10 protein-coding genes are annotated in these 13,576 nt (G+C 53.9%); 2 read left to right on the forward strand and 8 right to left on the reverse strand.

From position 1 onward, the window contains the following. From bcsG to bcsB, 8 genes are all read right to left on the reverse strand, one after another. Positions 1–1,242 (reverse strand): cellulose biosynthesis protein BcsG (gene bcsG / locus A0129_RS14440; protein WP_291716077.1); only part of this gene is annotated, 1,242 nt, incomplete at its 3' end. 4 nt (positions 1,243–1,246) lie between these two features. Continuing rightward, positions 1,247–3,733 carry a UDP-forming cellulose synthase catalytic subunit gene (gene bcsA, locus A0129_RS14445; protein WP_291716079.1) on the reverse strand — a complete coding sequence of 829 codons (2,487 nt, stop codon included), beginning with the start codon at positions 3,731–3,733 and terminating at the stop codon, positions 1,247–1,249. Further along, positions 3,730–4,470 carry a cellulose biosynthesis protein BcsQ gene (gene bcsQ / locus A0129_RS14450; protein WP_291716080.1) on the reverse strand — a complete coding sequence of 247 codons (741 nt, stop codon included), beginning with the start codon at positions 4,468–4,470 and terminating at the stop codon, positions 3,730–3,732. Before bcsQ ends, bcsA begins: the two co-directional genes overlap by 4 nt. After that, the gene (locus tag A0129_RS14455; RefSeq protein ID WP_291716082.1) at positions 4,467–4,676 is read right to left on the reverse strand and encodes a hypothetical protein; all 210 of its coding nucleotides are present in this window, start codon (positions 4,674–4,676) and stop codon (positions 4,467–4,469) included. Before A0129_RS14455 ends, bcsQ begins: the two co-directional genes overlap by 4 nt. Then, positions 4,673–6,079, reverse strand: coding sequence for a hypothetical protein (locus A0129_RS14460; protein WP_291716084.1), 1,407 nt, complete (start codon positions 6,077–6,079; stop codon positions 4,673–4,675). Before A0129_RS14460 ends, A0129_RS14455 begins: the two co-directional genes overlap by 4 nt. Continuing rightward, the gene (locus A0129_RS14465; RefSeq protein WP_291716086.1) at positions 6,080–8,485 is read right to left on the reverse strand and encodes a cellulose synthase subunit BcsC-related outer membrane protein; all 2,406 of its coding nucleotides are present in this window, start codon (positions 8,483–8,485) and stop codon (positions 6,080–6,082) included. It lies immediately after the preceding gene. A 10-nt stretch (positions 8,486–8,495) separates the two neighbouring features. Then, the gene (gene bcsZ, locus A0129_RS14470; RefSeq protein WP_291716088.1) at positions 8,496–9,644 is read right to left on the reverse strand and encodes a cellulose synthase complex periplasmic endoglucanase BcsZ; all 1,149 of its coding nucleotides are present in this window, start codon (positions 9,642–9,644) and stop codon (positions 8,496–8,498) included. A gap of 2 nt (positions 9,645–9,646) precedes the next feature. After that, positions 9,647–11,782, reverse strand: coding sequence for a cellulose biosynthesis cyclic di-GMP-binding regulatory protein BcsB (gene bcsB, locus A0129_RS14475; protein WP_291716091.1), 2,136 nt, complete (start codon positions 11,780–11,782; stop codon positions 9,647–9,649). Positions 11,783–12,132: 350 nt separating this feature from the next. Between bcsB and A0129_RS14480 the strand changes: the two genes are divergently transcribed. Beyond that, on the forward strand, positions 12,133–12,471 hold the full coding sequence (locus tag A0129_RS14480) for an STAS domain-containing protein (RefSeq protein WP_291716092.1): 339 nt from the start codon (positions 12,133–12,135) through the stop codon (positions 12,469–12,471). 6 nt (positions 12,472–12,477) lie between these two features. Next, the coding region (locus A0129_RS14485; RefSeq protein WP_291716094.1) for a SpoIIE family protein phosphatase at positions 12,478–13,576 on the forward strand (1,099 nt) is incomplete at its 3' end.

Raw genomic sequence — 13,576 nt, forward strand, 5'->3', positions numbered from 1 at the left:
CTCAAGGCGCAAGGGGTAACTGTTCAAGCTGTTCAGGTTGCTGTTGGGTAAACGGTTGCCGTCATGCAAGGTGATGCTGTTGTAGTAATAAGCCACTGCGGGCCCGCTTTGCTGAACGCGTTTGTTCCACCATGCACGCAGGTAATCACCATCGCGACCCACGCGTGAGCCATCAAAGGCCTGCACCCCGGCGGGCACGTCATCATGGGCCACCAGTTCAGTGGCTCTGCCACCCAGGTTTGTTTTTACAAGTTTTGAGAAGTCTTGAAAACGACCATCGTGATTCAGCCCCATTTCCACTTCAAAGCCCACGTTTCTCAGTTGCTCGAACAGCATGCAACTGTTGTTCGCCGGGCTGTAAAGTGCATCGTGCGGTGTTTGCCCACATTTTCCGCGCAACAAGCGAATGGCGGCTGGCCCCGAGTAACTGGTCGCTGAGTTGAAGTTCTCGAATACGAAATCGGCTTGCCGAATGACCGGGTGTTGGCTCTGTTTTGCGTACTGCAGGTCAGCCCAGGACAGCGAACAGATTTGCAGCACAATCACATCGAAATCCGGACTGGCCTGGGGTGCAAAGGGTGCCAGTGCAATGGTGCGTTGCCTTTCAAAAAAGCCGGCGAGAACGGCGCCCGGCCCCGCACCTTCATAGGCGTTGTCTCGAAGTTTGGTTTGACTTTCCTGGTCGCGCGCTACCCGCAGTTTTTGAAAATCGACTTGGCCGAGCGCCAGTAGTTCAGCGGGCGACAAGTTTTCACGCGCCTGTATTTGGGGTTCAAGCACGGTAGCAGTGTTGTTGGTTTGGGTCTGCTCTTGAATAAACGGCAGTGCCTGAATACCCAGGATGCAGACAAGCCCGAAGCCGACCCAACTACTGATGCGTATGTAACGATCCAGCACCCGCACTACCATGAAGCCCAGAAGTGCGCCCCACAGCATCCAGGGTTGAATGGTACGCTTGAGCAGTTCCCACAAATAGTCTGGGGAAAAACCGAACAGTGCCTTGATTTGATCAACCAGCGCCAGCGACACCACCAGTCCTAACTCATGCAAGAGCAAAGCGATCGCCGGCCCGGTGAACACCAGGTAGCGCAGTACCTTCATCAGTTGCTTGTTCTGATAGGCCGCCGGGTTGGTGGCAATCAACAGGGCAAACAGACCCAAATTCCACAAGGGGCTAATGGTCAGTTGCCCGGCGAAGTGCAAGCCAAACTTGATCAGGAAGTACAGGTTCCACAACAGCATGGCCCTAGTTCTCCCACTTCTCGGTTTGGTTCTTGTTGCCCATCAGGCGATTGCCCAAATCAACAGCACCGTCTTTAAGCCAGGCAAACAGGCGAACGTAACCGATCATGCCTTTGGCAAATACGTCTTTCAGACCACCCAGTGCACGGTCACGCGTTTGGTCTTCTTGCCAGTTGAGCCATGCGTCGGCCCGGCCAAAGGTGCATTGAATCAACTGTGTTTCCTGCTCTGGGGTGAGGTTGGTGAACAAGGCCTCGACATGCCCTGTTTCAGTGAAGTGAATTTTGGCCGGGAACAGGAATTCCCGGTCGCCCCGGTGCAAGCCAACCTGCACCTGGCTGAATTCGCTGATACCCGAGGTGTCGGCCACAGCCAATGTCAGCCCGGCGGCTGAGTATTCTTCGGTGTAGCAACTGACCGTGTAGCCTCCGGGCAGTTTCAAAAAGGCGGGCATCACCATTCGCACCCGGTGGTGTACATGTTTCTGAACCGACTCGGTTGCCACACCCACGGCCGCACCCAGAATGGCCAGGTTGAAGCCACACCACAACAGGTTCATTAACACCGTGCCTGTTTCATGGGTATTGAACACAAACAGGCGAAGCAAACCCACTGAAAAGCCCAACACATTGATCAACAGCAAAATCAGGTAGGGCTTCGCAATGTTCGCATCAAAATAACTTTTCTCGATCAAGCCGCCTTTCGAGGTGACGTTGAACTTGCCCAGTTTCGGATTAATAAAGGCCAGCGTAGTCGGCAGAATGATGTACCAGGACAACACGGTTTCATACACTTCAGACCAGAACGATCGACGGTATTTGCCCTGAATTACCGAGTTGGTGTAGCTGGAAATCATCAACTGTGGCAAGGCGTAACTGAGAATGGTCACTGCGGCAGCATTGATCAGGTGTTGTTCAAAAAACAGGTAAGCCATGGGCATGACCAAAAAGATCATGCGGGGTATGCCGTAGAAAAAATGCAGCATCGCATTGGAATAGCAAATGCGCTGAAACAGGCTCAACCCCTTTTTGAACATCGGGTTGTCCGTGCGGAAAATTTGAGCCATGCCGCGTGCCCAGCGAATGCGCTGACCAATGTGGCCCGCCAGGGTTTCCGTGGCCAGGCCCGCTGCCTGAATATTGTTCAAGTACACACTGTTGTAGCCCAGGCTGTGCAGTTTAAGGGCGGTGTGCGCGTCTTCAGTCACGGTTTCTACCGCAATGCCACCCACCTCCAGCAATGCTTTGCGTTCAATCACCGCGCAGCTGCCGCAGAAAAATGAGGCGTTCCAGTAGTCGTTTCCGTCTTGGATCAGGCCGTAGAACAAAGAGCCCTCATTGGGCATTTGTCGAAATGAGTTGAAGTTGCGTTCGAACGGGTCTGCCGAGAAAAAGTGGTGCGGTGTTTGTACCAACACGCACTTGGGGTCACGGCTGAACCATCCCATGCTGGTTTGTAGAAACGAGCGTGTGGGTATGTGGTCGCAATCAAAAATGGCAATGTACTGGCCATGCGTGTGTTTCAAGGCGTAGTTGATATTGCCGGCTTTCGCATGGGAGTTGTCAGGGCGGGAAATGTATTCAACACCGGCTTGTTTTGCAAATTCTTCAAAGGCAGGGCGGTGCCCGTCGTCCAGAATGTAGACCGTTATTTTTTCAAGTGGCCAATCCAAACCTTTGGCCGCATAAACCGTGGGGCGCACCACGGACAAAGGCTCGTTGTAACTGGGGATGAACACGTCTACGGTGGGCCAGTCATTCAGGTTCAGTTCCAGCGGCATGGGTTTGCGTTTCAAGGGCCATGCGGTCTGAATGAATCCGAATATCAGAATAATCCAGGTGTAGGCTTCGGCAGCAACCAAGGTATAACCCAGGAAAATTTCAGTGCCACTTTCAAGGTCAAGTGAACTGGTGAAACGCCAAAACACATAGCGTGCCAGCAGCAACATGGTCAGTGCCATCAGGCACAAGTTGGCAAAGCGCTCGGGCAAGCGTTTGAACAACATGGCGAACAGATAGCACACCACGATAAAGATCCATTGTCCTGCCAGGGGCAATGAGGCTTGAGCCGTGAATAGAAACAGGGCCAGGGCAGAAAGGCCCAACGCCCAGCGTAACCATTTGAAGCGCACCACAAAGTGGCTGGCGTTTTCTATTCGCTGTTCAAGCCGTGCTGCGCGCACGGCATAGTCAGTGAATCTGCTGAATTGCAAGCGCACAGCGCGATAGGGACGCTGAATCAGAAACTTGAACAGATAGGTGATCGGGCTCAGCAAATCGTGCAGAGCAACAACAACAATATGCAGCACGAAACTTGGAAGGCTTCGGCCTTGTCGGCCATTGGATGCCTCCAGTGCGCTGTTTAAACTATTCGGGCGCAGCCAAAGTGCCTGGAATAGGCGTAACAAACGAACCCGGGTTTTCAGGTTCGGAAATTCGCGCAGGTCAAGCAGGCGCTCTAGTCGGTTGATCCAGCTTGATGAGGTGCTCATCCGATCTCCGTGTCAATCCAATTGCACAGCTTTTGCTGATCTTCCACCAACTGTGAGCGTGGTGCATAGTCGGCCAGGGCCAGGCCAGCGGCAAGGCTTTCTGCCAGTGCCTGGTCTTCATGCAAATAAAATGGCAGCAAACGGTGGCTCAGTTTCATTTTGCACAAAGTCCACAAATCCAGATGCAGTACCTTGGCTGAGTCGAAGCGGTTCATGAGAAAGTACGATGCGCCCCGGCTTTCGAGCAAATGTGGAAGTAGTGCGTCGATACCCAAGATAGAGGCAGAATCCGGAATCAAGGTAATCAGATTAAGATCAGACAGGGCCATCACTTTTTGGCACCATGGTGCAGGCCAACGCGGCAGGTCAATAATGACCACCGCATCTTCAGCAAACTGATCTTTTTGAAACAGCTCGGTCAGGCGTTGGGGTTGCTCCATCAATACCCGGTCAATCGCCAATTGCTGTGCCATCGTCACTTCACCGAAAGGCAGCAGCTTGAAGTCCGAATTGCTGGTGCTCATCACCTGTTCCAGAGGATCGCCCTGCAAGAGGACATGTGCAAGGCCGCGACTGCTGCGTTTGGTGAACCCCAACTGAAATTCAATGTTGTTGACGGGGTCTGCCTGCATCAGCGTCACATTGCGTCCCAGCATGCTGAGGTGGGTGGCCGTGGCAATCGCCAGGCTGGTTCGTCCTGCACCCCCGGTGGGGGAGACCAAAGCAATAATGATCATGCGTCCTCTTTTTCATCGGGGCTGGCAATCCATTTGCCATGCCGCACCAGCTGATAACAGTCGTCGGGTAACTGGTTGTTGCTCCAGTTCACCCAGTCACTTAACCAGATTCTGGTTGTCGGGTTTTTCATCATTTTGCCCACTATCAAAATAGTGAGCAAAACGCCCAGCAGCAAACCACTCGCTATCAATGCAAGAACGATCATTTTGCATCCTCACTCAATAGTGCATTCAGGCGTTGTGTCCATGGGCGATTCTGGTTCAATGCTTCTGGGGTTTCATCCCAAAGTTCTGCCAATTTCGAAGACTCGTTCTGGTCAGAGCCCATCAGGTCTTGCACTGACAATGGTTCCAGTTCTTCGTGCAAATCGGCCAGCAATTCACTTTGTGTCTCTTCGCCCAAAAATTGAATGTCCCCACTGAAAAGTACGGGCAGGCTTTCCCGGAAACACGATTCAAGCCATTGGCGATAGCTGGCTTCATCAGGTTCAGTGTCCCACATCTTCAGCAGATAAATGGCCTCCCGGGTGGCGGTAAACACACATGTGGCCTGCGACCAATTGGCCAGGCGAAGCGCCGTTTGTGCAGTCATGTGACGCATCAGTGAAAGGCGGGTCAACGTGCAATGCATGGACCATTGTTTGCTCAGTTGCAACATCATCAAGCCCTGCGCCGCGAATGTCGGATTGGCTACCACTGTCAACAGGCCAGGCATGAACACCTCATGCAAGTCGCGCGAGAAGGTGTTCAGATGAGTTTTTGGGAGGTAATCATGCGTAGACGGTTTATTGACCTGCCCTGTGTCCAGACCCAACCAGGTTTCCATGTTTTGCTCATGCAGCCACACCGTGTCCGCACCCATGCGCAGCAACACGGAGGCATCTTGTGCTGATACCTCGCCATGCGTCTGGATGTGAATCCCATGTTGCTTGTCGTTCTCGAAGCGAAGGCTGTGGCTGGCCTGTGCCAGTTGCTTCAGGTTGCCAAACACAGTGCTGTCGAGCACATGGTGCATGGGCAGTTTTGACAGTTCACTGGTGTCATTCCACAGGTTGGTTTGCAGGCCCCATTGACTGGGCCACCAGGGGCGAAACTCAAATTCGCCAAAGTCGCTGACATCGGCCAGGCCGTCGGCAAAAGTACTCCACTCGGGCAAGTCACCCTGTACGGTCGTGACTACATGGGCCTGCGCATGGTGGGCCCATTGATGCAACAGTCGCATTTGAGCCAGTGGGTTTTGCCGATTTAAGGGCTCTTTGCTGTCATCAAACCAGAGTTCAGCATGTTCGATGATCACCAAAGCAGGTTTCAACACGCACAGCGTATTCAAGGAACGGCAAAGTTGGCGGATCCCGTTCTTGGCATGCCCTTTGGCCCACAAGTTTCGCACGGACACCACATCCAGGCCTTTCGGGGCGCCCGCACGTTTGAGCAAATAAGGTTCCAGCAGGCTGCGCACTTCGTTCTTTGGGCTGGCGGTCAGCCACAGGCAAGACTTGAATGGAGTTTCTTCTTGCGAGTCCAGCCAGTGTTGCACCAAGCTCTGCGAAAAACGATTCGCATGGGGCGCGCGTACAACATAGGCTCCGGGCTTGGGCAAGTCGATCATTTAAAACCTCGAGTAAGGTGCAACGCCTTCAGGCGGCACGCTCAATTCGAAAAAGTCACCGAACGAATATTTCAGATAAAGCTGCAATCGATCGGGGTTGTAACCTTCGGATCGATCGATTTCAAAATAGCCACCCACGACAAAGTTTTTTAACACCTGACGCTCAAGTGCAAGGCGCAAACCGGTGCTGGTGCCGCCACCCGGGCCACCAATTTGCAAGGTAGGGTTACCTTGTGCTGCAGCGGCAGCGGCAAGTTCCGGGTTCAGCGGGTAAAGTGCAGTGTCATCTTCTCGTGATTCACTGGCACCGACCCGGGCTTGGGCCTGCCAGGACCAACCACTCATGTTGCCAGTCCAGGTGATTGGAAATGTCAGCGAACCAAAGGCTTGTGGGCTGTAGTAGCCGCCCTGTCCAAAGGTGTAAAACCGCAGGTTCTTCTCAAATGACCACAAAAAGAGCGACGCACCAACTTCTACCTCATGTCCAGGGCGCTGGAACACGGTTTTGCCCACAATTCCTTGCAGGTTGTACTCTGTGTTGTCGGGTATGTTTTCACCGGTAATCAGGTTCGCACGCGCAATGCCTACAAAATCGAGAGTGGGGTTGAACGCCTGGTAATACACTGCACTGACACCGTTGCGCCTGGCACCGCCCCAGGTTTCGCCAGTTAATGGGTCGATGGCACCAGTGGTCGACAACACACTACCATTGACCATGCGCCGGGCCACCTCCAGCCGCAACGATCCCTCGCCGAGGTTGGTGCGCCACTGCAGGCCACCCACCCAGTCATTGACCGGGTAATCGCCCACCGTGGTGCCGATATCCACACGGTATTGCTCGGTTTGTACGCCTACACCGACCACATGGCCTTTGTAGTTCTGGTCCAGTCGGTTGCTGGCGATGGCAGGATCGGTGGGCAGGGTGGTGCCCAGCTTCGCGAAGTTGCTGGCGGTGGCGGGGTTCACCCGGCCCGAGTTCGCATTCAGTGTGTCCGCACGCAAAAACAGGGTGCGCTCAAAATCAAGCGGTAAATCCAGCTGCAGGGGAATTTCGTCGCTGTCGATCCGCGATACACCTTCATCGCCATCAATAATTGCGTTTTCATACGACATGCGCAAACGTACTTGTCGTTTGCGCTGAAGGTTTTGTTCCAGTGCCTGTACTTCGGGTTCGGCTCGCCATCTCGGTGTGGCAGTGATCGAGCTGGCCAGTGCATTGAACTCGCCATTTCTCTCTTGTGTGCGCAGGCCCTCGAGGTATTGGCCGTATTGCACCCGTTTTTCCAGCGCTGTCATGCCTTCGGTCCAGTTCTCACGCGGTACGGCATCAATCAATGCAATCGCGTCATTGCCTCGGTCTTGACGGGCCGCCAGTAGCGCCGAGGCAAATCGCATCTCCTGGCCTTGGTCCAGTGCCAAACCCTCGTCCATCACCCGCCGGGCAGCCTGCTTGCTGCCTGCATCGCCTTGGTCGTCAAGCAGCGTCGCAAGGTCGTAGCGAAACCATGGGTAGCTTGGATTCAGGTCCACTGCATTCTGGAGCAGCCTGGCTGCCTCGGTTTTGTTGCCTTGATCAATTTGTTGTTGTGCAAGGTCAGCCAGTTGTTGCCCTTGCTCAAAATTGGACAGCACTGGGGGTGAGGTTGCCTCTTGTTCCGCGGGCGGGGGTTGCGTCACCTCAGTTGTGATTGGCTGTGCTTGAGCGGCCGGCGCGGGTGTCGTTCGGTTCACGCTGCCGGGGCGACGTGGGTTTTGGGTCGTCGATGGTGTTTGCGTTTGGGCCAGTGTGCTGGCACCCGCACCACCCAACTCCGCCAAAAGGATTCTGTAACGGCGGTCGTCCGGATACTGCTTTGCAAGCTCGGCCACCTTCGCCCGCGCGTAAGCCCGTCCATCCGGTGTGCGGTTCATCAAACGATAAATTTGTACCGCTGCCTCACCCAAGGGTGCTTGCGGTAAAAGCTGCTGCAGTCGTTGGGGAAGATTCCCCGGCACTTGTTCGCTGTCTGCCAAATAACGCAATTCGGCAAATTGCTGTCGCTTGTCGGAGGCCAGGGTAATTGCCTGTTGCAATTCAATGGAGAAGGGGTTGTTTCCGTGTAACAGTTGAAGTTTCCCCAACCACACATTGGCTGCCTGTACATCGCCGCGGGCAAGGTCAATCAATCCCTGCCAGCGCAGGGCCGAAGGATTGGTAGGTTCAATCAACAGTATTTTGTTGAATGACTGCGCTGCGAGGTCGAATCGAAAACGCTCGTACCAGTAAACCCCTTTTTCACTGAGTGCGCGAATATTGGTTTGCTGTGCATTGACATTGGCCTGGGCTTGCTCAGGCAAGGCCCAGGGCAATGCAACAAAGCAGGCTTGAATCGCCAATACAAGCTTGCAGGCTTGCAGACGGGACATTTGTTTGCAGTTAGCCACAGCTTTTAACCTCTTTGCCACGGGGCAACAGTTCACCCAGTGAATTAAAACGATAAAAATTGTCCATATAGCCTTGAGCAAACAGGCTCAAGGCACCGTTGTAATAACCGTATTTCAGCCACGCTTCCTTGCTGGAGGTTTTCAAGCTTTGTCCGTGAAATTTTTTGGCAAGCTCGGGCATGCCGATGGCTTGAAGAAAAGGTGCCATGCTGGCTTGAAAACCGGCAGGTCCTCGCTCCGCTGAATATTTTCCACTCACCGGTTCAAACCACTCCGGCATATTCTGGCGTTTTAATAGCAGGGCAGCCATAGGCGAAAGCTGTTTCAGCAAGGCTGCTGTAGTCGGGTCTTTCTCGCTGCTCATGGCAATCCACAGGTAGGTGCGTATGGCGTCGTAGTCCCCTCGTTGCTCATCATCTGGCAAGCGCATTTCACCGTTGTTGTACAACACCCAGTCGGGATATTGGCCCGTGCGGCCAGTGTCCAGCAGCAGTTTCTGGCTGGCCAGGTAAACCTGTGCCCAACGTGTATCGTCCGCCCAGGCATTGGCAAATCGAGCCATCATGAAAGGTGGCAGGTAACTGGGGTTCAGTTTTACCGCTCCGTCGTCCTGCACAAAACCGGTGCGACCAGGCAGTATGCTCAATCCCAAGCCACTGACTTCCATGCTTTCTTTATTGAGGATCAGTTCGCCGAGCGCTCGCGCCTTGTCTGCATAGGCGGGGTTGCACCACACGCGGCTTGCCTCCAGTAATGTGAATGCAATCCACAAGTCGGCATCGGAGGCGCTGTTGGCATCAATCACCCCCCAGCTTTCTCCGGTCTTGCCCCAGATCCACGCAGGCAGTTGTTGACTCATATCGCCCGCACTCAGATTGTTTTCAGTCCACTGCAATATGGCGTCGAACGCTTTTCGGTCTTGTGCCACCAAGGCACACAGGGCATAGGACTGCCCCTCCGACACGGTGCGCAGGTCTTCCTGGCTGCGATCAATCACTCGCCCGTCGTCGCTGACAAACGCACTCTTGAACCCGTCCCAGGCGGGCCAGGCTTGAGCGGGTGCGGCGCTGCAGGCCGCGGTCGCAGCAAGCAGGAGGGTGCCCAGTCCGATGCGTCGCAAACAATCACGCCACAAGGCCATGGTCAATTGCCTTTCGTGCGCCGTGTGGCCCGGCCTGACAACCAGCCAAATGCAAGAATCGCCAAAATAACCCCTGCAAGCGCGCCGCCAATGGCAATCAGGGCGGGGTATTCAGAAAATGCGATTCGCAGACGCAGCCACCAAGGCAGTGCGCCACTAATGTACGTTTCGCCCAAGCTGTAGCTTTGAATGTCGTTCCCGCGAATCAGGCTCACGCTGCCTTTGATTTTGGCGACGTCGCCGTAGTCCGACAATGCCGCCACCGCGCGTTCAAAACTGTCTTGGTCCGTGCCGGTGACGACCAGGCCAGCCTTTTTTGGCGCAAGGTGCGACTCAAAACCCATAATTGCGCCCAGCGAGCCAGCGGTTTGAATCAATGCACGTGCGTTGTCACCTGGTTGTAGCTCCGAGTCGCTTTGCCACAAACCTTTCAACCACTGAATGGCGGGAGGCAGGCCCATGCTGCGTTCCGTGGCACTCAGTACCATGGGCAAGTTCATGTTGGCTGTATTCAGCCAGCCCAGGCGATCGCTGGTGCCCATGGCCAACCAGTTTTTGCTGCCAATACCGTCTGGCTTGTCAGAAACAATCAGGCTTGTACGTGTGGCAGGCAAGCCGGTCCACTGACCAAACAGACCCATCACATTCAAGTAAGAGCGAATTTCAAGCGGTGTGGGTGTGGCGGGTAGCACAATGACCGTATCGGAGAGGTCTGCCATGATGCTGAATGGATAGCCGCCGTTGGCAAAGGCGGTCAGGTTCGGCATGCGGGTGTAATGGGGCAGATTGGAGAAGTCCAAGGTTGATTCGGGGTCAATGGATCCGCGCGCTACTTGCGATACCCGTGTGCAAGAGCCACCACCTTCAGCCATGAAGCCAAATGCAAATGCCAGTTCGTTGTTGCCACCCACTCGGAAGGCCGGAATTTGCAGGGCTTCTTCGCTGGTCAACTCCGCTTGACCCAACAGGTCAATGTTGATTTTGTTTTGTACCTGTTCCGAGCGCGGAGCCAGGCGGAAGGATTGAATCAGAGAGTTGTTGATTTCGATGTTCAGCAGCGAATCATTCCAACGGGAGGGAGCCGTGTATCGGTACTTCAAATCCATCGGAATGTTTCGGCCCGCCCAACTGAACAAATCTGGTGGCAGGCGCAAATTGATGCTGGCGCGTGGCTTGTCGGAACTGACTTCCAATTGTCCCGGGAAATCAATCAGTTCACCAAAACGTACCGGCCGGTTGGTGGGTACATAGCGTGGTGCATCATAGGGCTTGCGCGGCGCACCCAGGTCCACTTTTTTCACCAGGGCTTTTTGTCCGCTGAGCACCTGGCCTTCAATGACCAAGCCATATACAGCCTGTAAAAGCTCCTCATCGGTTCGCCCCATCACATACAAATGTTTGACCCAAGGGTTTTCCTTGGCGCTCACGATCATCAGGGAAGGACCTTCAATATCGGCCTCGCTCATGCCTTCCGGCATTTTCTTGCCTTTGGTCAGAATGATGGTGTGGCGTGTTGGCGATGCCGAGTCAAGCAGTTCAAATTCGGCTTGACGGTAAAAAGCTTGCGCACCCATCCAGGAGGCCAGAATGCCGGCGGCTTTCAAGCTGGCATCAGTTTGCTCCACTGGCAATACCAGCGGCAGTCTGAGTTTTCGGTTGTCGCGAGGGTCGAAAAATGGCGCTGGCAACAGCGCCAGGTCATTCACCAGATTCAGCGGTGTAGATCCAATCGTTAACGTGCTCTCCGGGCGAATGTCAAAACGCAGGGTTGGGTTGCCTGGGTCCACGCATTCACTGTCGTAGGTGCCGTCGTATTCAACTCGAATGGTCGCGAAATCGGAAAAAAGCAGTGGATCCAATTCAATTTCAACAGTGTGCGGCACACCGGCGCGTGCTGCGCTCAACTGGGACAGGCCTGAAAGCTGGTTGTTGACGTAAACACGAACAAATGATTGATCGTGACGCATACCCTGCGGATACAGTACCCGAAGGCTCAGGCTTGCGCGAGTCACCAATTCGTCCAGGCGAATACCCGAATTCAGGTCAACAAAGCGGTTGACCCCGCTTAGCCGAACCCCGTTTGGCTGCCCCATTTGGGCAAAGGTCAACGTTCGGGTTCGTTCAATGGCTGGGGCCATTTCCGAATTGGTAGAAGTCGATGTGGGCCCTTTACTGTCTTGTGAGTACCCAGTTAGACAGAATAGGAATAACGCTAGGGATAGAAGGTGTCGCATAAGTGGTTTCGCTGGTCGACTTGAATGTAAGAACAAAAACAGGTTTTTGTAATTGGCCTGTTTAAATCAATGTCCTCGGAAATAATGGAACAATATTTGTCAATCTTTTAAAAAGCATGCAGCACAAGTTCATACGTTATCCTATTGTTTTTGTATATGCTCAGTTTGTGGAACTTGTTTTATACAATTATTGCGTGAAGTGTCGAAAAGAGCACACTTTCAGAAAAGAGAATTAACAGTTTAGGGCGAATAACATGGTTTCGACAGAAGAGATGGGGGATGTTTTCGTGCTGCGTGTTGACGCAGTTCGATTGGACAGTGCTGTGGGAACCATCATCCGCAACGCGGTGGTCTCCAAGCTGGACTCCACGCGGAAATTTGCTTTGGATATTGGTGCAGTCAAGCTGGTGGACTCAGGCGGTTTGGGTTCATTGGTTGCTTTGCTCAAGAACATCACCAACCACCAGGGCAAGCTGGCTTTGGTCGGGATGAACAAATCCGTGCGGATGATGTTCGAGCTGTCTCGCATGGACCGACAGTTTTCCTTGCTGGACGACATGCCCAAGGCAGTCGCCTTTCTGCAGCAGGCCTGATCCACTGTGACGGACCACAATCCCAACAAGCCGCTGCCCCGAATTCTGGTTGTTGATGATTCGGTGGTAGAGCGAAACCTCTTCGTTCACATGGTAGCCAGGTGGGGATATCCGGTTGAGTTTGCAGCCAGCGGTCAAGAGGCCATCCAACTTGTAGAACGTGATCGGTTCCAATTGGTGCTGGCGGACTGGCAAATGCCTGGCATGCAGGGCACTGAATTGTGTGCAGCCTTACGCCAGCTGGACCTGGGGCAGTACACCTACATCATCCTGATGTCTGCCCAGAATGATGAAGAGTTCTTGATCAAGGCGCTGGATGCCGGTGCCGACGATGTTCTCGCCAAGCCTGTAGATGGCAATGAACTGGAAGCACGCTTGCAGTCGGCCGTTCGCCGAATTGAACTTCAAGCGCAGCTCGCCCGCAAAACAGACGAACTGGCACATGCCCACGATGTGATTGCACAAGATCTCCGTGCGGTGTCTGGCCTTCAACGCAGTTTCCTACCCGAAATACAAAGCCCATTCCAGGGTCTGAACTATCAGTGGTTGTCCGTGCCGTCCAAATACGTGTCTGGCGATCACTTGCAGGTTTTTGAATTGCAGCGCGACGTATATGGTTTTTACCTGCTCGATGTATCCGGGCATGGCATACCTGCCGCGGTGAAATCCATGCAACTGGTTCAGATGTTTGCGGATCGGTCTGCCACCAGCATTGTTTTTGAAGGTCGTCTGGGACCGGATGGTCAGCGTTTGATTTCTCGCCCACGCGATGTAGTTGCGCGCCTGAACCGCCTGTTTCAGCAAACCGAATCTGATCTTTCTTACTTCACCATGATTTACGGCGTGTTCAATACCGTTAATCGACAGGTGGCCCTGTGCCAGGCCGGCCATCCCTCCCCCTTGCTGTTGTCAGTCGGACAACCCGCCAAAGTGCTGGGCGGTGGCGGGTATCCTGTGGGTTTGTTCGACCTCGATGATTTTGAGGACATTGAACTGACGCTGGGCAACGAGGATTCCCTGATTCTGTATTCCGATGGTGTCACCGAGGTCCTGTCGGCCAGCGCTGAGGCATTTGGCGAAGAACGCCTGATTGAGTTTGTCAATC

The sequence above is a fragment of the Limnobacter sp. CACIAM 66H1 genome, assembly GCF_001601825.1.
Lineage (GTDB): Bacteria > Pseudomonadota > Gammaproteobacteria > Burkholderiales > Burkholderiaceae_B > Limnobacter.